Below are 20356 nucleotides of genomic sequence, written 5' to 3' on the forward strand. Positions count from 1 at the left end.
CCAGGACTCAAAATCCCGCGCCGCAAGGCGTGCCGGTTCGATTCCGGCTCCCGCACCACAGAATTGTTTGATGCAGTACCGAGATGTTTGAAAGCCCGCAGTGTTCGATGACACTGCGGGCTTTTTGTTGTTCAAGTCCGTCCAGGGACCTGGCATCAGCGTTCTTCCTGGCCCCGGAAGACGTCAAAGTTCTTTGGTGCGCAGCTCGAGAATGATTTCTCCGAAGACTGGCTCGCCGTCGCTACCGCTGTCTGTCCATGGATGATTTCCGTTGACCTGCGCCGTTCGTCAAGGACTTCATTCTTCGTGCATCGCGAGATCGCCTGCCAGCAGGGCCAAGGGTGGATCCTGTACCAGTCCGGCTATCCATTTGTCCGGGAAAGACAGCCCTCCCCGGAGCGAAAATAATTTTCTGCAGCAAGCAGTATCATTTTTCCGCCCACAGCTATATAATCGCCCCCTCTTCGAAAAAAGACCGCCGCAGCCGCGCCCTCCAGCGCATGCCGCCACCCCGTTTTTCGACAGGCAGCGAGTCACGGACAACAGCATCAACCGCAGGTCCGGATTGCAAAGAATACAAACAAAAAGGCCCTCGCTTGCGAGGGCCTTTTTTATGGCCAACGGTTTTGCAAATAATTTGCGCAACCCCGCCAGAAACCGCGCCAACGCTGGAAACTTATCCCCGTTTTATGTGCATAAACTTGTGGATAAGCCATTTTCACCCCACGCAAGTGCCGTCCCCGCCTGCCCTCCCAATAAACCGCACAAAATTTAGGCAGCCCTGTGTACCAGAAAATCATTTACGCGGCTTGCTCGCCATCGCCTCGCGCAAGGCTTGCGCCAGCGTCGCGGCCGCCGGTTTCAGGACCCGTCCCTTCAAGGTAATCAAGCCCATCGCCCGGCTCAAGACCGGACTGGTCACCGGCCGCGCCACAATGCCCTTGTAGGGCGCATTGCGAATGGCCAGCTCCGGCAGCAAGGCCACCCCAAGCCCGGCGGCGACAAGGCTGATGGCCCCGGCCACGTGATTAGTCTCATACTGGATCACCGGCCGCTGCGGTACCCGCGCGAAGGCATTGTCGATCAGGCTGCGGTTGCCGCTGCTGGAGGAGACCGACACCAGCTTCTCCCCCGCCAGCGACTTCCAGTGCAAGCTGCTCTGCGCAGCCAGCGGATGATGGGCCGGCATCACCGCCAGATAACGTTCGCGCGTCAATTCCTGGAAATCGATCTCGGCTTCCTGCGCGCCGATGAAGTTCACGCCGAAATCGGCCTCGCCCTTGCGCACGCTCTCCAGCACCTCCGCCGCATTCTCGTCGATGATGCGCACCCGCACATTGGGATGCGTGCGCGCGTACGGTTTCAATACCAGCGGCAGCAAATTGTTGGCCACCGAGGGCACGCAGGCCACCGTCACGTGTTCGCGCCGATGCGCCATGCCCTGCTCCACGCTCCTCACGGCCAGCTCCAGTTCATCCATCACGGCCTGGGCGTGCACCAGGAACAATTCACCGGCAGGGGTGAGCGAGACGCGCCGGGTGGTGCGATCGAACAGTCTTTCCTGCAAGGCCTGCTCCAGGTTCTCGATGCGGCGGCTCAGTGCCGGTGCCGTGATGAACAGACCCTCAGCCGCCGCCCGAAAGCTTGACTGGCGCGCGACGGCGAGAAAGGCCTGCAATTCGGCGGTCTCGATATTGATGCGCATTTTTTATCAATCCCCAGAATAATTGCAATTAACTTTTCAACGGATTCTACGCAAACTGCCGGGTTTCATCCCTCACCACGACGAAATACATCGTCATCAGGAGATCCGCATGATCCGTTCCAACTCCACCGCACGCAGTGTGCGCACCTCCCTCTTGCAGCGCAGTGTCCTGGCCCTGGCGCTGGGTGCCGTCACTTCGATGGCCTCTGCCGCCGACCTGCACGTGGTCAGCTCGGGTGGCTTTGCCGCCGCCTACAAGGCACTGGCCCCCGCCTTCGAAAAGAAGACCGGCCACAAACTCATCTCCGGCTGGGGCCCGTCCATGGGAGAAACCCCGCAAGCCATTCCCAACCGCCTGCAACGCGGCGAACAGATCGACGTGGTCATCATGGTCGGCGACTCGCTGGACAAGCTGGTGGCCGAAGGCAAGGTTTCCAAGTCCGAGCACAAGCTGCTGGCCCTCTCGCGCATCGGCCTGGCCGTCAAGGCCGGTGCCCCCAAGCCTGATATCTCCAGCATCGATGCCTTCAAGCGCACCCTGCTGACCGCCCATTCGGTGGTCTACTCCGACAGCGCCAGCGGCGTGTTCCTCTCCACCAAACTGTTCAAGCGCCTGGGCATCGACCAGCAGATGGCCTACAAGGGCCGCATGATTCCGGCCGAACCGGTCGGTGAAGTGATCCCCCGCGGCGATGCCGAAGTGGGCCTGCAGCAGATCTCCGAGCTGAAGCCGGTCAAGGGCATCGACATCATCGGACCGATCCCCGAGAGCGCCCAGCAGATCACCCCCTTCTCCGGCGGCGTCGTGGTCGGCACCCATGAACCCAAGGCCGCCAGGGAACTGCTGGACTTCCTCGCCTCGCCCGAAGCCATCGACGCCATCAAGGCATCCGGCCTGGACCCCGCGCCTCGCTGAAGAATGTGAAGGAAGGCGTCCAAGTACTGCCTCAAAGAGAGAAAGAGAGAGACCGACATGAACACAACAAGCAAAACAAGCAGCACCGCCAAGCATTCCAAGCTGTCTACCGTCCTGCGCGTGACCAGCGGCAACTTCCTGGAGATGTTCGACTTCTTCCTGTATGGCTTCTATGCCAGCTACATCTCCAGGACCTTCTTCCCGTCGGACAACGAGTTCGTCTCGCTGATCCTGACCTTCGGCACCTTCGGTGCGGGCTTCCTGATGCGCCCGCTGGGCGCCATCATCCTGGGCAGCTACATCGATCGCGTCGGCCGTCGCCAGGGCTTGATCGTGACGCTGGCCATCATGGCCATCGGCACCTTGCTGATCGCCTTCGTGCCCGGCTATGCCACCATCGGCATCGCGGCACCGATTCTGGTGCTGACGGGACGATTGCTGCAGGGCTTCTCGGCGGGGGTGGAGCTGGGCGGCGTATCGGTCTATCTGGCCGAGATGGCCACGCCCGGCAACAAGGGCTTTTACGTGAGCTGGCAGTCGGCCAGCCAGCAGGCGGCCATCATGGCGTCCGCCTTGATCGGCTATCTGGTCAGCCAGTGGCTGTCACCGCTGCAGATCAGCGAATGGGGCTGGCGCATCCCCTTCTTCATCGGCTGCATGATCGTGCCGGCCATCTTCATCATCCGCCGCTCGCTGCAGGAAACGGAAGAATTCATGGCGCGCAAGCACCATCCGGGTTTTGCGGAAATCATGGCCTCGATCACCCAGAACTGGAAGATCGTGGTGGCCGGCATGATGATGGTGGTGATGACGACGTGTCGTTCTATCTGATCACGGTCTACACGCCGACCTTCGGCAAGACCGTGCTCAAGCTGTCGGCCTCCGACAGTCTCATCGTGACCTTCTGCGTGGGCTTGTCCAACTTCTGCTGGCTGCCCGTCATGGGCGCACTGTCGGATCGCGTGGGCCGTCGTCCGGTACTGGTGGCCTTCACGTTGCTGACCTTGCTGACGGCGTATCCGATGATGTCCTGGCTGGTCGCCGACATCAGTTTCAAGAACCTGCTGATCACCGAGCTGTGGCTGTCCTTCCTCTATGCCAGCTACAACGGCGCGGCAGTGGTGGCGCTGACTGAAGTGATGCCGGCGCACGTGCGCACGGTCGGCTTCTCGCTGGCCTACAGCCTGGCTACCGCGATCTTCGGCGGCTTCACGCCGCTGGTCTCGACCTGGCTGATCGAGTCGACCGGCGACAAGGCCGCCCCCGGTTACTGGATGAGCTTTGCGGCGGTCTGCGGGCTGATCGCGACGCTGGTGCTGTATCGGGGCAAACCGGCAACGGCATCCGCAAGCTCCACTGCCTGAGCAGCCTCTTCCGGTGGCAGCAGCGGCAGCCGGAACACGCCCACCAGTTCGCGCAGCCGCTGCGACTGCTGCTGCAAGGACTGCGCAGCCGCGGCCGCCTGTTCCACGAGTGCGGCATTCTGCTGCGTCGTCTCATCCATGTGCACGATGGCCTGATTGACCTGTTCGATGCCGGTGCGCTGTTCCTGGGTAGCGTCACTGATCTCCCCGACGATGTGCGAAACGCGCTGCACGCTGATCACCACGTTTTCCATCGTCGAACCGGCCTGCTCCACCAGACGTCCACCGGCATCCACCTGCGCCACCGAATCATCGATGAGCGCCTTGATTTCCCTCGCGGCGCCGGCGGAACGCTGGGCCAGCGAACGCACCTCCGAGGCGACCACCGCAAACCCCCGGCCCTGTTCACCGGCGCGTGCCGCTTCCACCGCTGCGTTCAAGGCAAGGATGTTGGTCTGGAAGGCGATGCCATCGATCACGCCGATGATGTCGACAATGCGGCTCGATGCTTGGCTGATGCCCGCCATGGTTGCCACCACTTCCTGCACCACCGCACCGCTGCGCCCAGCCACTGTCGCGGCTTCGGCTGCGAGCTGGTTGGCCGCCTTGGCGTTGTCCGCGGTCTGGCGCACGGTGGAGGTGAGTTCTTCCATCGCGGCGGCGGTCTGCTCCAGCGAACCTGCCTGCTGCTCGGTACGCGAAGAGAGATCGAGATTGCCGCCGGCGATCTCGGAGGATGCGGTGGCAATGGTCTCGGCCCCCCTTCGCACCTCGCCCACGATGCCGGTGAGGCTGCCATTCATCTGGCGCAACGCCTCCAGCAACTGGCCGAGCTCGTCCCGCCCCCCCTGCTCGATACGACTGTCGAGGTTGCCATGGGCCACCTGCTGCGCCACCCCGACCGCATGCCGCACCGGGCGGGTGATGGAACGCGTGATCCACCACGCGCACACACCGCCGGATGCCACTGCCAGCAGGGCGATGGCCAGCATGATGCGTGTCTTCTGGTGATACTGCGCGGCGGCTTCTTCACCGCTGCGCTCCATCATTCGCGTACCAACGGCGATGTAGCCCTTCAGCCGCACGATGGTGTTCTCCTGATCCTGGCGCAGGGTGGTCAGCAGAAATTCGGTGGCATCCATGGTGGCACCGGTGGAAGCCAGTTGCAGGAAGCGCTGCTGTCCCTCGTGATACTTGCTACGCAAGGCGAGGATGTCGGCAAATGATTTGCGGCCTTGCTCGCTGGACAGGCGCGACTGCAACTGGTCCAGAGTCGCCGTGATGGCCGCTTCGCCCTTGGCGATGCGGGCAATCTCCTCGGTCAGCTTCTGATGGTCATCCAGCAGTAGCAGGTTGCGCATGGCGCTGGCGTTTTCACTGATGCGCAAGAGCACGTCATTGGCCAGCAGGACCTGCGGGTAACGGTCCTCGACGATGCGGCGCGTATCCTGGTGCAATGTGAACAGACTGGCGATGGCCAGGATCGTAATGCCGGTCAGCAGCGCCAGCACCAGGCCGAAGCCCAGCGAAAGACGTGTACCCAGTTTGAGGTGTGCAAGCATGAAGACTCTCCGCGACGCAAGAATGCCGGCGGACGCGGCAGCGGTGCCGTCCGGCAATCAATCCGGTATGGATAAAAAAATGGCGGAGAAAACTGCTTCTCCGCCCAAGGCACTACGAAGCGCCCATCCGCTCCAGGAGGGGCGCACGCAAGACCAGACTATTCACAGAAGGTAAAGCGGCCCTCGGCATGAGAGCCTGTTCCGGACATCAGAACGAGTGGTGCATACCGATGGTGGTGACCAGTTGGCCCTGCCCACCGGAGACTCCGGTGGCACCGGAGGCACCGGTACCGTTCATGACGGCAAAGCGTGCATCGCCACCGGCACGCTGGTAAGCCGCCTGCACGTACCACTGGGTGCGCTTGGAGAATTCATGCACATGAGACAGACTGAAGGTGTTCCAGCGTGCGCCCTCCAGCTTGGAGAGACCGTAGCCGAAGTTGATGGTATCGAGCGTTGCGTAGCGCCACGCCGCACCCAGATCCAGGTTCTTCTGCTTGGGCGTGGCACCGCTGGGCAGAGCCAGTTTGACCTGCGTGTAAGCCGTATTGAGACGCACGTTGCCAATGGTATAGCCCAGGCCGCCGGCCGTCGTGGTCAGGCTGTTGAAGACCGTCGCGGCATTGCCCAGACCCACGCTGGTGAGGAAGGTCCCGGCAAATCCTGCAGCACGATTGTTCAGCTTCGAATAGGCCAGCGCCGCACGGAACGGACCATTGGTGTAGGTGCCGCCCGCACTGACGTTGCGGCCATTGCTGCTGTCCCCTGCCACTTCACCGAAGCCGTACATCAGGCTGCCCTGAAAACCACCCAGGGTTGGAGAGGTATAGCGCACGGCATTGTCGAACTGGTAGGTGTTGGCCAGGCTGTCCAGGTTACCCGGATGGAACAGATACCAGTTGGTCAGCTGGAAGCCGTTGGACAACTTGCCCACGTAGTCGAACACGACGTCGGGCATGTGGCCCAGGGTGACTGCACCGAAGTCACCCGACAGGCCGATGGTGCTGTAACGGTTGAACAGCTTGGACGAATTGGGGGTAGCACCACTATCGGTGTAGAAGCCGGCTTCGAGCTGGAAGATGGCCTTCAGGTTGCCTCCCAGGTCCTCGGTTCCGCGAAAGCCGATGCGGTCCGGCTGCATCGTGCCCTGATCCAGGCGCGATACCGAGCCGCCATTGAGGTTGTTGATATAGGCTACGCCAGCATCGAGACTGCCGTAGATGGTCACGCTGCTCTGCGCAAAGGCTCCTGCCGACAGACAGGAGGCCGCTGCGGCCATCATTAACTTCTTCATCAAACTCCCCTTCAACGAATAAAGTCCAAACACGCGGCCAGGCCGCATTCACTCACTGCTCCCCTGTGCCCCGTGCGCAGGAAAGGTGACTTCTGCCGGCAAGGCCGCCGCTGCATGGTCAGCGGTCAGCACAGGCTTGCCGGGTGGCCCGGGTCCGGTGATATTTGTTTCACCTATGGATCGCCGTTCCAAAAATTTTTCAGGCTCAAAAAAATGCCCGGTGCCGGAGCACGGGCATGGTTCTGTGCCGCAGTGGCTAAAGATCCAGCACCAGGCGCTGCCCCTTGCAGCCGGAAACGCACACCATCATGGTCTTGCCGGCGGCGCGCTCGGCCTTGCTGAGGACACCGTCGCGATGCTCCGGTTCGCCTTCCAGCACACGCGTCTCGCAGGCACCGCAGACCCCTTCGCGGCAGCTGTGGTCGACCGCGATGCCAGCATCGAGCAGGGTATCCAGCAACGATTTGCCGGCCGGCACCGTGAGGCTGGATTTGCTGCGCACCAGTTCGGCGACATAGCTGCCGTGTTGGACGGGTGCCACTTTCTCGGCGGCGAAGCGCTCGATGTGCACGTTGGGCAGACCCAGTTCTTCGCACAGACTTTCAAAGGCGTTGAGCATGGGAGTCGGTCCGCAGCAATAGAAATGCGACTCCTTCGGATAGGCCCCCAATACGGCACGCAGGTTCGGCCTCGTCATCAAAATGGCTGCTCACGCCCGGCTGCCCCAGCAGTTGGGCGGTGAAAGCGGCTTCCTTGCGGGAACGGGCGCAGTAGTGCAGTACCGCTTCCTTGCCCTGGGCCCGCAGGTGGTGATACATGCAGGAGATCGGCGTGATGCCGATACCGCCGGCGATCAGCACCGACAGGGGTGCCGCTTCCTCCAGCGGAAAATTGTTGCGCGGAACCGAGATGGAAAGCGTCGACCCGACCCGCAATTGTTCGTGGACATAGCGCGATCCGCCGCGACTGGCACGGTCGTGGAGCACGCCAACCACATAGCGATGACGCTCGGCCGGTGAATTCGACAGCGAATAGCTGCGCACCAGACCGTTGGCCAGATGCAGGTCGATGTGCGCACCGGCCTCGAAAGCCGGCAACTCGCCGCCGTCGGGCAGGCACAGTTCGACGCTGACAACGCCTTGCGCCTCGAAGCGCATGGCCTGCACACGGACGGAAAGAAGAGGACTGCTCATGAATGCACCACCATCAATTCAGATTCGTTCAAACACGCTCATACGGTCACGCGCACAGCCTGCCGCAGATCCACACCCAGCCGGGCATACGCATCGATTTCCACCGTCAGCTCCGGAAACACCAGAGCGCTGACTTCCACCAGCGTGGAGCAGGGATACGGCCCCTGTTCGCCGAAGAAGTCACGGCGCGCCCGTCCCACCTCATCCTTGTGCGCGATATCGGTCAGGTAGATCACCAGCTTGGTGATGCTGTCCGGTGTTCCTCCGGCAGCGCTCACCAGGTCGGCGATCTTGCGGAGCACCACCAGCGTCTGCCGATAGGTATCCAGCGTCTGCTGCCGCGTGGCCGGATGCGCCGTCATGCCAGACATGACGATGTCCTCGCCGATCACCAGGCAATTGGACCAGGTCGCAGCGTCCGGCTCCGGCACGCTGGCGCACTTCACATGACGCATGGCGGGCCCACGGGCGGCGTCGCTCATGCCGCGCGTACCGGTGCCCTGGCCGCCGCCAGTTCCTCCTCGCGCGCCAGCTGGGCCTTGGCCAGTCCGCGCAGATGACGGCGCAGACGCACGATGCCCATATCGTGCTGGTACAGCATCTCGCGCTGGTTGGCATCCGGCTCCATCAGTTCCAGCACCACCCGGTCCTGCTCCAGCACGTTCCAGTGGCGCGCTTCCAGGCGGTTGCGATAGAGGAAGCGCCAGGTATCACGCTGCCAGCCCGAGAGCTTGCGGCAGCGCCAGTGGAAGACGGCAGCGATGTTGTCGACGACGGGCGTGTAGCTGCCGATGATGACGAAGCTGCCACCGGGACCGCCGGTCTTGGGATAGGGAATGGCCAGGCGCATCCAGTGCAGGCCGGTATCGCCCCATTCAGTCCAGTCGAAATTGACGTCACGCTGGCCTTCCTTTTCGAAGACGAAGCCGATGTCGGTCTCGCGGATGCCGAAGCTGGCGGTATTGTCGCCCTCGGCCATGGAGTGCGACTGCTTGTGCAGGAAAGTGCCGTGCATCGGGTCCATCACGTTGTCCAGCACGTAGCGATAGTCGCCCTTCCACTCGGTGTAGCACAGGAAATTGGAATACTCGGGGCTGGTCAGTTCCTCGGGCAGGCGCAGCGGCGGTGGCGTGTCGACATCCTCCAGGCTGTTGTAGAGGAAGATGGCACCGGCCGCTTCAGTCACGTGGAAGCGGCGGGTAGCCTTGGCACCCTCCAGCTTGCAACCGGGGCTGCCGGGCACGCTGGTGACCACACCGTCGAAACGCACCTGCACGCCGTGATAGCCACAGGCGATGCGGTCTCCCATGGGGATGCCCATGGACAGCGGTGCACCGCGATGCGGACAGTGATCTTCCAGCGCATGCAGCTTGCCCGAGGGCTCACGCCAGAACACGAATTTCTTGCCCAGGCGGCGCAGCGAAACCGGCTTCTCAGCCACGAACTCGGATGGGCAGACGGGATACCACAGGTCTTTCAGGCCGACAGCCAGGACGGCATCGACGGGATCATGGGCAGCAGTTCTCATTTGGGTACTCTCCTGTAAGGGCTGGCGGTCGCCGTCAGGCGGCCAGGCGGGCGATCTCTTCCTGATAATTGGCTTCGGTCCAGACACCGGCGTTGTACGGACAGCTCGGACCGGTACGATTGAGATGCGCCACCAGCGCGCTCAATTCGTGGATTCCGGCGGCGTAGGCGCGCTCGATGGAATCGCCCAGCAGATCTTCGAACTGGGTCGGCGGGCGGCGGCGCGCCTGGTGCGGATTGAGATAGACATCGGTAACAGTTGCAACCATCATTGGCCTCCATTTCTGACGCGCTCGCGAATGCGCTCGCGCACGGGAACAAAATCGTAAGTGGGGTAGCACTCGGTACGGAACACGCCCCAGGCCGAGCGTTCAAGCTCGACATTGACTTGCGGCAGCAGCGCTGGCGGCAGCGCCAGCGTGACGATCTGGCCCAGGCCCATGGCCACGGTCCAGGACACCACGCGCGTTCCGGCAACAGGAAATCGCTCCCACCAGTCCATCGTCTTCATGTGGGCCTGAATCCGGTCGAGATTCATGGACTGGTCATGCTTCAGGACGATGGTCAGCAGCATGGTGTCGGCGGGGTCTTCCGGTTTCACTGGCACGCCCTGTCTCATGGAGCAACGGCTGCAACTTGCGGCTGCAGCGGTACCTGCCAGGCATCGTAGCCATAGACCCAGTCGGCATTGCCGCCTGCGCGCAGCCAGTTGTTGCCGCGCGATCCGATCTGGATGGTTGAGGCACGCTCCATGCGCAACTGCTCGTATCGGTGCAGAGCAGCGGCCACGTCGCCGAGGGCGGACACGGTGGCCAGGCAGCGTGCCAGCACCACGGCATCTTCGATGGCCATGCCGGCCCCCTGCGCCATGAAGGGCATCATGGGATGACAGGCATCTCCCAGCAAGGCCATGTTGCCCCTGGCCCAGGCCGGCAGCGGATCGCGTTCATAGAGCGCGGTCTTGAGCACTTCGTCGCAGGCGTCCAGCAGCGCCATGGCGTCGGGATGGAAGCCCGCATAGCTGTCGCGCAGTTCCTGCACGTTGCCCGGTGTGGTCCACGATTCCAGATGCCAGCTCTCCTGGGCGGTCGTGGCAAAGATGAAGATGTCCTCGCCGCGATTCAACGGGAAGGTCACGATCTGGCTTTCCGGGTTCGGTCCCCACCATTTGGTGAAGGCCTGCAGGTTGGGGACACCGGCCACTTTCGCTGCAGGCACGACGGCACGGAAAGCCACCACACCCGTGAAGCGCGGGCTCTCCGCGCCGAACATGGCGGTGCGCACGGCGGAATGGATACCGTCGCCGCCGATGAGCACATCGACGCGATCGGTGCTGCCATCGGTGAAGTGCAGGTCAATGCCATCGCCCTCCGCGCGGATTGCTTCAGCACGCTTGGCAAAGCGCACCTGCTCCAGCGGGAACACCTCGGCCAGCGCTGCCAGCAGATCGGCACGATGGATGGTCAGCTGCGGCGCGCCATATTTCTGTTCGGCGGTGTCGCCCATGGTCAAGCGCGACGTTTCCTCGCCGCTATTCCAGGTGCGGCTGATGCGATGCGTGGGACGTGCAGCGGTCCGGCGCACGGCCTCGCCGATGCCCAACCCGTCCAGTGCGCGGACCGCATTGGGCGTCAGGTTGATGTCTGCACCCACGCGCAGGAACTGGCGTGACTGCTCATACACCACCACCTCATGTCCGGCACGCTGCAGGGCAATGGCTGCCGTGAGGCCGCCGATGCCGGCACCGAGGACTCCGATCTTGAAGGACATGTTGATCTCCTTTGGTCAATGATTTACTTGTCCGCTGCCGCACGGTCGGTGAGGAATTTGCCGCTCGGTCCCTGGGCATTCTTCTGGCGCCGCGTATTGCCGTCGATGCCGCCATCGATGGCCCATTCGGCAAACACCGTCGGTCCGGGTTCGAAGTCGCGTGGTTCCCAGTGCGCATCGAGCTGGTCTTCGTCGGCGTAATACTCGATGAGGCCACCGGCCGGATTCTTGAAGTACCAGAAATAAGCCGAGGAGATCGGATGGCGGCCCGGCCCCAGTTGCGTGTCCCAGCCCTGGCGTGACATGTGCATCCCGCCACCGAAGACCTCATGGATGTCGCGCACCGTGAAGGCCACGTGGTTCAGGCCCGCGCGCGCCTCCGGCGGTTGCAGCAGGAAGATGTCGTGATGGCCGCCGACGTCGGCGCAGCGCAGGAAGGCACCGCGTTCCGGATAACGGTCGGAGGGCACGAAGCCGAAATGCTCGCAATAGAATTTTTCACAGGCCTTCACATCCTTGACGAAGAACACCACGTGTCCTACTTCGATGGGCGCAGCGCGCTCGTAGATGGGGCTGCGCTGGTTGATGCGGTTCTTCTCGTTCCAGGTGTTCATACGGGCGCATTGCAGCTCCACCTCGCGCTTGACCGAGACCTGGAAACGCACAGCCAGTCCGTTGGGATCGGTACAGCCCACGCGCCGGCCGTCGTTGAGGAAACCGGGCAGACCGCCGATGCGACTGGCGAACTTGTCCAGCACCGCCGCCGAGGACACGCCCCACACCACTTCGCGCAGGGTCGGACCGGCCTCGATGGCCGGCGGCAGGCCGGGATCGGCGCTGTCACGCACGATGACGCGACAGCCGTTCTGCGATACGAAGACCAGCTCGGCTGCGCTCTCCTGTTCCAGCACCATGCCCCAGTCGAGGAAGAAACGGCGGCAGGTCGGCAGGTCGTCTGCGCCGTAGATGATTTCGTCGATACCCAAAACGTCCATGTGATTCTCCATTGCGTGTTCAGCCAGCCCAGGGCAGCGGCTGTTCGTTCAGGCCCCAGTACATGGCTTTCTGCTCCATGTATTGGAGGATGCCCAGCCGTCCCTTCTCGCGGCCCAGGCCGCTGTCGCGCCAGCCCCCGAAAGGGGTCGAGATCGAGAACTGCTTGTAGGTGTTGATCCAGACATTGCCGGCCTGCACCGCACGGCCCACGCGCCAGGCACGCTTGTAGTCGCGGGTCCAGATGCCGGCGGCCAGGGCGTAGACGCTATCGTTGGCCTGCCGGATCAGATCCTCCTCATCATCGAAAGGCATGGCCACCAGCACCGGCCCGAAAATCTCTTCCTGACAGATCCTCTGGTCATTGCGCACTCCCTCGATGATGGTCGGCGTATAGAAGTAGCCACGCTCGAAGGCGGGGCCCTTGGGACGCACGCCACCGGTGCGGATGCGGCCGCCATCGGTGACGCCCATATCGACGTAACGCTCGATGCCCTCACGATGACGGGCGGTGATCAGCGGCCCCATCTGGGTGCGTTCGTCCGCCGGATCGCCCACGCTCAGCGCAGCGGCACCCGCCGCCAGTCGCTCCATGAACGGTTCATGCAAGGACCGCGCCACGAACAGGCGCGAACCGGCAATGCAGGATTCGCCGGAACTGCTGAAGATCCCGTAGAGCACGCCGGCGACAGCATGATCAATGTCGGCATCCTCGAACACCATGGTCGGCGACTTGCCACCGAGCTCCAGCGACACCGGCATCATCTTGTCGGCGGCGATGTGGGCGATATGCTTGCCGGTGCTGGTGCCGCCAGTGAAGGAAACCCGCTTGACCAGCGGATGCAGCGTGATGGCATCCCCGATGACCGAGCCCTTGCCCGGCAGTACGCTGATGAGGCCTGCGGGTACGCCGGCCTCGATGCACAAACGTGCCAGCGCCAGCGCGGCCAGCGGCGTGACTTCCGCCGGCTTGACCACCACCGCATTGCCAGCCGCCAGCGCCGGTGCCATCTTCTGCGCTTCGCTGGCGATGGGCGAATTCCATGGCGTAATGGCGGCCACCACGCCCATGGGCTCATGCACGCTCATGGTCAGGTTGTCGCCACGCATGGGGGTCAGCGATTCTTCCAGGGTCTCGCAGGCAGCAGCAAAGAACTGGAAGGTGGCAGCAGCGCTGGCGACCAGGTTGCGTGTCTCGCTGATGGGCTTGCCATTATCCAGGCGCTGCAATTGCGCCAGCGCTTCGCCGTTCTCGCGGATCAGCTGCGCCACGCGAAACAGCACGGCAGCGCGTTCGTGCGGTTTCTTCTGCGCCCAGCCACTGGTGCGAAACGCACGGTCGGCACCAAGGATGGCTTCCTCCACATCGGCCACGCTGGCCGCGTGCAGGCTGGCCACCGCTTCGCCGGTGGCGGGATAGAGCGTGGCATAGCGATCACCGGCTCCCGGACGCCACTGGCCGGCAATGCAGATGGGCTGGATGTCATTCAGATTCAACATGGTCAACTTCTCCTGGCCCGGTTCAGATCGACAGCGCATGGGCGCGATTGCCCAGGGCACGCACCACGCTGTAGACGGTCAACGCCGATGTCTTGGGATTGGCGGCCAACGGCTTGCCGCGCATGGTCAGCTCGAAACCGCCGAAGGCACCGCTGGCATCCACGTGGTGAATGTTCTCGCTCACGCCGGGATCGGCATACAGCCGCACCTGTGTCTGGTCCAGCCCCAGCCCGGCCAGCGACAGCGTGGCCGCGACATTGGCATTCTTGGGATAGAGGCGAGCGGCTTCGCGGGCGCTGCCTTCAAAGATCATCGTGGCTTCCTGCAACGTGTCCAGATTGAAGGCCGATTCTGCTGGCGTGTCTTTCCAGGCTTGAGGGGGCTTGCGTCCGGTGTAGATCACCGCATCCAGACCGCCGATCTTGGCGGCGGCCAGCGCATCGATGGCACCGATCGCGCCGGACAGCAGTTGCACCTGCGTGCGCCCGGCACGGGCGGCGGCTTCCAGCTTGTCGACCAGACCGGGTTCGGACAAGGCACCGATGGACACCACCATGCAGGCAATGCCGCGCTCGAGAGCCGGAATGATGTGTTCGCTGATGGCCTGGTGGCCGGCGCATTCGATCAGCAGGTCGGGACGCTCCTCGCCCAGACGCGACACTACCTGCGCCGCGGGTGCCAGCGTGGAGACGGTGCTGCGGGCACGCTCCATGTGGGCCTCGGGCACCACCACCATGTCGAACGCCACCTCGGGATCGCTTTTGAGGATTTCCATGACGCCTGCGCCAATGGCACCGCATCCGATCATCGATACGTGCAGCATGCCTTTCTCCTCAGGCCGTGGCCGCTGTCGCGGCAGCCGCAACGACAGCCGCCGCCGCGGCAGCGGCCTTTTCCTTTTCGTTGACCGGCGGGCCGGCAAAAGCGGTCTTGAAGCTGCCGATCGCCAGCATGTCGATTTCCAGCAGGAAAGGCCCCGGGGAGGACAAGGCCTCGTCCAGTCCGGCTGCGACTTCGGCAAGATCGCCCACGCGTTTGTGTCGCAACTTGAGCGCCGAGGACAGCTCGGCATAATCCGGCGTATGCAGGTCCACGTAATGGCGACGGCCGCCGTATTGCGCATCCTGAATGTTCTTGATGACGCCATAGCCCTTGTCGTTCATCAGTACGATCACCATGTCGGCCTGTTCCTGCACGGCCGTGGCCAGCTCGCCCAGGTTGAGGATGAATCCGCCGTCGCCGGCCAGCGTGAAGGTTTTCTTGCCGGACTGGGTGACCGCCGCACCGATGGCCGCACCGATGCCCATGGCCAATCCCTGGCCGATGCCGCCACCCAGCGCATGCACGCCGGCGCGGGGATCGAAGATGCGCAGATGGCGGTTGCCCCAGGTGCTGTTGGAGACCGTCACGTCGCGCACCCAATTGAATTCGCGACCGGCGGCCTGCTGTAGTTGCTCCACCAGCGCGCTGTAGGGCCCGAGGCCATCGACCAGTCCACGCACCGCCGTGTCACGAGCCTTCTTGAGATCGCCCATGAAATCGGGATCGACCTTGAGTGCCGCCAGGCGATCCGCCAGTCCCGCCAGCACCAACGCGGAATCTCCGCAGACGAAATAGTCGCTGGTATAGCAGCGGCCCTCGGCCGCCGGATCGGCATCGACCCGGTACAGGGGACGTGGCAGCTTGAGTTCGTATTTCAGCGTTTCGTTGCCGCGCAGACGCGAACCGACCACCAGCATGGCGTCGCAGCTCTGGTAGAACTGCTCGACCGGCTTGTGCAGGTTGAAGGCACCCAGCGAGCGCGGATCATCCTCGGGCACGATGCCTCGCCCCTGGGTACTGGTCACGACACCGAAACCCAATGCCAGCAGACGCTGTACCTGCGCTCCAGCGTGACGGGCACCGCCGCCCAGCCACAGCAGCGGGCGCTTGGCTTTCATCAGCCGCTCGGCCAGTTCGTCCAGCGCACGCGCCGACGGTACGCATTGCGGAATGGCCAGCGGTTGCAGATTGATCGGCAGGGGGATCATGGCCGCCTGGATGTCGATGGGAATCTCGACCGAGACCGGCCCCATGGGCGGCGTCAATGCGGTCTGCACGGCCAGCTTGATGGTGCTGATGGCCGTCTCGACGCTGCGGATGCGGAAGGCCGCCTTCGAGATCGCCTTGAGCATGCTCAACTGGTCCGGGGCTTCATGGATGTACGCCAGGCTCTGGTCCAGATAAGGCGTTTCGATCTGGCCGGTCAGATGCAACAGCGGTGTGCCGGCGGTCAGCGCCTCGACCATGGCACCGGCGGCATTGCCGGCGGCAGTACCGGTCGAGGTCAGGCAGACGCCCAGTCCGCCCGTGGTACGTGCATAGGCATCGGCCATGTTGGCACCTCCGGCCTCACCGCGCGCCGGGATGAAACGGATCTTGCCGCGCTCGCCGAAGGCATCGAGGATGGGCATGTTGTGGATCGAGATCACACCGAAGGCAGCCTTGACGCCGCACTGTTCGAGGAAAGCCGCGATCGCGCAGCCGACGGTGACTTTGGGTTGGGTATTAGGCATGGCGGGAAAGTCCTCCTGAAACATCGATATGGCTGCCTGTGGTATACGAGGAAAGCGGCGTGGCGAGGAATACGATCGCCTGCGCAGCTTCCCGGGGAAGGCCGAGACGGCCAAGTTGGATCTGTTTTCTTGCGGCCAGCGCAGCGGTCCACCGGGCCCAGCTCTGGTCCTGCAGCTCCGGACCACGAGCGGCGTAGCGGCGGCGCCATTGGCCCGATTCCACCAGCCCGATCAGGATGCCGTTGACGCGCACACGGGCGGCCTCCCCGCAGGCCAGTTCGGTGGCCAGCGAACGTACCAGGTTGTGCACGCCGGCGCGGGCGGCCGATGTGGCCACCATGTGCGGCTCAGGTTGGGTCGCCAGCAGCGAGTTGACGCATACGATGGCGGCATCGCCATGCTGCGCACTCATGGCCTGCAGTTGCGGCAGGAAGGCACGCGTCGGATAAATCACCGAAAAGAATTTGAGATGCAGCTCTTCGCTCCAGGCCTCGTCTGGGGTGTCGGCAAAAGTCGAGACGCGACCCTGACCAGCATTGTTGACCAGCATGGAAACCGGGCCCAGCGTGTTTTCCACCGAGGCGGCAAAGGCCCGCACTTGCTCCTGCACCAGTACGTCGCAGGGCGCGCTGTACAACCGCGCCGCGGGATACCGTTCGCGCAGCGCAGCTTCGGCATGCTGCAGACGCTCACCGTCGCGACCACAGAAGGCCACCGCTGCACCCGCTTCCAGCAAGAGTTCCACGGTGGCCAAGCCGATCCCGGAGGAACCGCCGGTGACCACCGCCACCTTGCCCTGGAGAGAAGTCATCGCCATCTCAGCCTCGCCACATGTTGACGACCTTGGCCCCACGCTCCGGTGCATGGTCGAGCAGACGCGAGAGTTCGGCAGCGGTCTCGCGTACGCGGGACACGATCACATCGAGCTGGCTGGCGTCGATATGCGGCGACGGAATGGTGGCACCCAGGGCGGCCACAACATGGCCGGAGTGATCGCGTACGGGAGCCGCCACGGTGGAAATGCTGGTTTCGAAAAAACCTTCCTGCAACACGAAGCCACGCTCCTTGTCGGCCTGCACCATGTCGAACAGTTCCACTACGGTCTTGGGCGTATTGCTGGAGAAGACTTCCAGGTGTTCTTCCGGATACAGGGTGCGCAGTTGCGGCAGGGTCAGGTCTTCCAGCAGTACGCGGCCCAGCACGGTAGCATGCGCCGGCAGACGGGTACCGACGTTGACGTGACTGGTGAAGGCGGTCTGGGTGACCGACTTGGCGACATAGACGATGGAGCGGCCATCGCGTACCACGAGGTTGCAGGAATAGCCGATCTCGTCGCGCAGGCGGTCCAGCAGCGGACGGCCGATCTCGGTCAGTTCCAGCGATGCCAGGTATTCAAAGCCGAGGCGCAGCACCGACATGCCCAGACGATAGTCGCGGCCGCCATCGGCCCGTTCGACGAAGCCCATGCGTTCCAGCGTGGCCAGCAGGCGGAACACGGTGGAGCGTGGAATATCCAGGCGCCGCGCCAGCTCGGGAGCGGAAAGGGTCTTGTCCTGGCGGCTGAATTCGCACAGCAGGCGCAGGCCGCGTTCCAGGCCGGGGACGGAGTACTTGTCTTGCGACTCTTCTTCTGGCATCACTGGTTTGTTCATGATGATTATCTGTTCTGGTTGGTTGAGGTGAATTGCGCGCGCACCAGCGCGGCAAAGGACAACGGCTGCTCGATATAACAGGCATGGCCGGCGCCGTCCACCAATTGAAAGGGAATTTCAAATTGCCGGGCCAGCCCTTCACTGGCCTGCGGGGTGGTGACAATGTCTTCTGCGCCGCAGGCCACCGACAGCCCCCGTCGTGGCGCTGCCTGCAAATAAGTCGCGATATCGTCACCGCACAACAAGTGCACCGCCTGGGTATAACCCGCCACATCGAGCCGCTGCATGTTCCAGCGCACCCAGGCGTGCTGTTCATCACTGGCCTGCATCGACAGCAGACGCGTACGCTGCGCGGCCAGGCCAGCCACACCGAGCCGCTGCAATGCGCCCAGGCGCTCCTGGCGAACCTGTACTGACCGCTCTTGCTGCCCTGCCCCGCCATAGCCGAGGGCCGGGTCGGCCAGCAGCGTGCGTGTGGCGCGGCCATCACCTCGAGCCAGATAGGCTGCGGCCATCAAGGCCCCGAGCGAGTGGCCGACCAGCACGCATTGGCTGATCTCCAGCGCCGCCAGCATCTGCTGCAGGCGCGCCGCGTAATCGCTGGCCCTGGGCATGGCCATCGGCAGCGCTGTGGAGCTGCCATAACCGGGCGCATTCCAGGCGATCACGCGGGCGTCGTTCGCCAGCGCCAATGCCATATGCAGCCAGGATGCCGCGCCGGAGCTGATGCCGTGCAGCAGCACCACCACCTGATCGCGGTCGCTGCGGCCAGCGCTGCGATAACTGACCTGCCCATCGGGCAACGCCACGCGCTGCTCGGGGAAATGGCGATCGAGCAGTACCAGCGACGCGGACAGCGCCTCGCATGACGTGGCGGCCCCGGCGGGCAAGATGGCGGACATGCTCGCTCCCGGGACGATCAGCGCTTGACCGAGGTCAGCGGATGTTCGGGCGGATAGGTCGGCGTGAGAGGCTTCTTGGCCCCCAGCATCACGCACATCAGCGCATCTTCGTCACCGATGTTGATTTCCTCGCGATACACGCCCGGCGGTACCGAAACAACGTCGCGGTCGGTGAGGATGGTTTCGAAGCGTTCACCGTCCTTTTCAAGCACCAGCTTGAGCTTGCCGCGCAACACGAAGAACACCTCTTCGACATCCACATGCAGGTGCGACGGACCTTCGTGGCCGGCCGGAATGATCATGGTCGAGAAGGTGAAGTGCTCCGACGGAATCACGTTGGCATCGTGCGCCACGCCGGTGCCGCCGGTGCCGATGTAGCGCATCTGTGCGCGGCGGTACTTGGGGTCGTAGTCGGCCTGGAACTTCAGCGCGTTCCAGTCGTACTTGCGGGTCGACAGACGCGCCACGCGCGATTCCATCCAGTCGGCGAAGCTGGCCCCTGCCGGGCGATCCCAGCTGCGGCCCATGTTTTCCTGCTCGGACATATCGGTCATACTTTTCTCCTTGAATTGGTCCTGAATTGATCCGGTTGCACGGAGTTGACTTGCCATACAGGCCGCTTCAATGCATCACGAAGCCACCATTGACGGCCATCACCTGGCCGGTAAAGAAACGCGCCATATCCGACAGCGCGAAGACGACGGCACCGCATACGTCCTCGGGCAACTGATCACGCTGCAGGGCACGGCCCTCCAGGTAATGCTGGTGGCGCGCCTGCGGCACATACTCAGTGGCCTCCACCAGCGTCAGCCCGGGCGCCACGGCATTGACGGTGATGTTGTCGGCACCGACTTCACGCGCCAGCGAACGGGTCATGCCGATGACTGCACTCTTGCTGGCCACATAGGCCAGCAGGTTCGGCGCCCCCCACAACGGCGTATCCGAGGACAGGTTGACGATCGCGCCGCGCCCCGAGGTCCGCAGTGCCGGCAGGCAGGCATTGGTCATGAGCCAGGTGCCGCGCACGTTGACATCCATGACGCGATCCCACATTTCCAGCGCCAGTTGCTCGCTGCTCTTGCCACCGGAATTGGTAATGGCGGCGTTGTTGACCAGGCCATCGAGCCCGCCCATCCAGGCGATGGCAGCCTGTGCACAGGACTGCACTGAGGCAGGATCGGCCAGATCCAGTGAAAAACCTTCGACCGCCAGGCCGCGCTGCTGCAGCGTCGACACCGATGCTGCCAGCGTGTCCTGCAGGATATCGGCCATGGCCACTCTGGCACCGGCAGCGGCGATGGCCTCGACGAACGCCAGGCCGAGGCCGCGTGCCGCGCCCGTGACCAGAATGCGTCGTCCTGCCAGAAGAGTCGCCGTACTTGTTGCTGACATGTTCATGCTCCTGTTACCGATCGGGAAATCG

At 63.4% G+C, this 20356-nt stretch carries 18 protein-coding genes and 2 pseudogenes; 2 read left to right on the forward strand and 18 right to left on the reverse strand.

Annotated features, from left to right (window positions below; all coding sequences use genetic code 11):
- Nucleotides 1-796: 796 nt before the first annotated feature.
- Complete coding sequence (locus ACWHXP_RS12740; protein ID WP_489633704.1) at nucleotides 797-1705, reverse strand: LysR family transcriptional regulator; 909 nt, start codon at nucleotides 1703-1705, stop codon at nucleotides 797-799.
- A gap of 109 nt (nucleotides 1706-1814) precedes the next feature.
- On the opposite strand from ACWHXP_RS12740, the gene ACWHXP_RS12745 reads away from it, so the two are divergent.
- Both ACWHXP_RS12745 and ACWHXP_RS12750 read left to right on the forward strand, forming a co-directional pair.
- Nucleotides 1815-2621 (forward strand): substrate-binding domain-containing protein, encoded by an 807-nt coding sequence (locus ACWHXP_RS12745; protein ID WP_489633703.1) that lies wholly within the window; start codon nucleotides 1815-1817, stop codon nucleotides 2619-2621.
- 57 nt (nucleotides 2622-2678) lie between these two features.
- A pseudogene (locus ACWHXP_RS12750) lies at nucleotides 2679-3985 on the forward strand (MFS transporter).
- Here ACWHXP_RS12750 and ACWHXP_RS12755 read toward each other — a convergent pair.
- The 17 genes and pseudogenes from ACWHXP_RS12755 to ACWHXP_RS12835 all read right to left on the reverse strand — a co-directional run bounded on the left by ACWHXP_RS12755 (nucleotide 3889) and on the right by ACWHXP_RS12835 (nucleotide 20325).
- Complete coding sequence (locus ACWHXP_RS12755) at nucleotides 3889-5547, reverse strand: methyl-accepting chemotaxis protein (protein ID WP_489633702.1); 1659 nt, start codon at nucleotides 5545-5547, stop codon at nucleotides 3889-3891. The pseudogene ACWHXP_RS12750 and the gene ACWHXP_RS12755 overlap by 97 nt on opposite strands.
- A gap of 208 nt (nucleotides 5548-5755) precedes the next feature.
- Nucleotides 5756-6841: a porin gene (locus tag ACWHXP_RS12760; protein WP_259434535.1), complete on the reverse strand. Its 1086-nt coding sequence runs from the start codon at nucleotides 6839-6841 to the stop codon at nucleotides 5756-5758.
- A gap of 256 nt (nucleotides 6842-7097) precedes the next feature.
- Nucleotides 7098-8034 (reverse strand): annotated as a pseudogene (locus ACWHXP_RS12765) (PDR/VanB family oxidoreductase).
- A 38-nt stretch (nucleotides 8035-8072) separates the two neighbouring features.
- Complete coding sequence (locus ACWHXP_RS12770) at nucleotides 8073-8516, reverse strand: RidA family protein (RefSeq protein WP_121038479.1); 444 nt, start codon at nucleotides 8514-8516, stop codon at nucleotides 8073-8075.
- Nucleotides 8513-9562 carry an aromatic ring-hydroxylating oxygenase subunit alpha gene (locus ACWHXP_RS12775; protein ID WP_034338505.1) on the reverse strand — a complete coding sequence of 350 codons (1050 nt, stop codon included), beginning with the start codon at nucleotides 9560-9562 and terminating at the stop codon, nucleotides 8513-8515. The genes ACWHXP_RS12770 and ACWHXP_RS12775 overlap by 4 nt, the downstream gene beginning before the upstream one ends.
- Nucleotides 9563-9596: 34 nt before the next feature.
- Nucleotides 9597-9830 (reverse strand): recombinase-like helix-turn-helix domain-containing protein, encoded by a 234-nt coding sequence (locus ACWHXP_RS12780; protein WP_034338512.1) that lies wholly within the window; start codon nucleotides 9828-9830, stop codon nucleotides 9597-9599.
- Nucleotides 9830-10135 carry a hypothetical protein gene (locus tag ACWHXP_RS12785; protein WP_375163968.1) on the reverse strand — a complete coding sequence of 102 codons (306 nt, stop codon included), beginning with the start codon at nucleotides 10133-10135 and terminating at the stop codon, nucleotides 9830-9832. Before ACWHXP_RS12785 ends, ACWHXP_RS12780 begins: the two co-directional genes overlap by 1 nt.
- A 41-nt stretch (nucleotides 10136-10176) precedes the next feature.
- Nucleotides 10177-11331, reverse strand: coding sequence for an FAD-dependent monooxygenase (locus tag ACWHXP_RS12790; protein ID WP_489633701.1), 1155 nt, complete (start codon nucleotides 11329-11331; stop codon nucleotides 10177-10179).
- A 23-nt stretch (nucleotides 11332-11354) separates the two neighbouring features.
- Nucleotides 11355-12326 (reverse strand): VOC family protein, encoded by a 972-nt coding sequence (locus ACWHXP_RS12795; protein WP_121038470.1) that lies wholly within the window; start codon nucleotides 12324-12326, stop codon nucleotides 11355-11357.
- Between the two features lie 19 nt (nucleotides 12327-12345).
- On the reverse strand, nucleotides 12346-13824 hold the full coding sequence (locus tag ACWHXP_RS12800; protein WP_489633700.1) for an aldehyde dehydrogenase: 1479 nt from the start codon (nucleotides 13822-13824) through the stop codon (nucleotides 12346-12348).
- A gap of 22 nt (nucleotides 13825-13846) precedes the next feature.
- Entirely contained in the window at nucleotides 13847-14647 is an 801-nt protein-coding gene (locus ACWHXP_RS12805) for an aspartate dehydrogenase (RefSeq protein WP_209582983.1), read from the reverse strand.
- Nucleotides 14648-14657: 10 nt separating this feature from the next.
- Nucleotides 14658-16379, reverse strand: a complete 1722-nt coding sequence (locus ACWHXP_RS12810) for a thiamine pyrophosphate-binding protein (protein ID WP_489633699.1) — start codon at nucleotides 16377-16379, stop codon at nucleotides 14658-14660.
- The gene (locus ACWHXP_RS12815) at nucleotides 16372-17196 is read right to left on the reverse strand and encodes an SDR family oxidoreductase (protein WP_039787815.1); all 825 of its coding nucleotides are present in this window, start codon (nucleotides 17194-17196) and stop codon (nucleotides 16372-16374) included. The genes ACWHXP_RS12810 and ACWHXP_RS12815 overlap by 8 nt, the downstream gene beginning before the upstream one ends.
- A gap of 1 nt (nucleotide 17197) precedes the next feature.
- Complete coding sequence (locus tag ACWHXP_RS12820) at nucleotides 17198-18031, reverse strand: IclR family transcriptional regulator (RefSeq protein WP_166675535.1); 834 nt, start codon at nucleotides 18029-18031, stop codon at nucleotides 17198-17200.
- Between the two features lie 5 nt (nucleotides 18032-18036).
- Nucleotides 18037-18933, reverse strand: coding sequence for an alpha/beta fold hydrolase (locus ACWHXP_RS12825; protein WP_489625025.1), 897 nt, complete (start codon nucleotides 18931-18933; stop codon nucleotides 18037-18039).
- Nucleotides 18934-18950: 17 nt separating this feature from the next.
- Entirely contained in the window at nucleotides 18951-19487 is a 537-nt protein-coding gene (locus ACWHXP_RS12830; protein ID WP_034340408.1) for a cupin domain-containing protein, read from the reverse strand.
- 67 nt (nucleotides 19488-19554) lie between these two features.
- A complete protein-coding gene (locus ACWHXP_RS12835) occupies nucleotides 19555-20325 on the reverse strand; it encodes an SDR family oxidoreductase (protein ID WP_166675534.1) in 771 nt (256 codons plus the stop codon).
- Between the last annotated feature and the right edge of the window lie 31 nt (nucleotides 20326-20356).

This window comes from Herbaspirillum sp. Her2, from assembly GCF_057961375.1.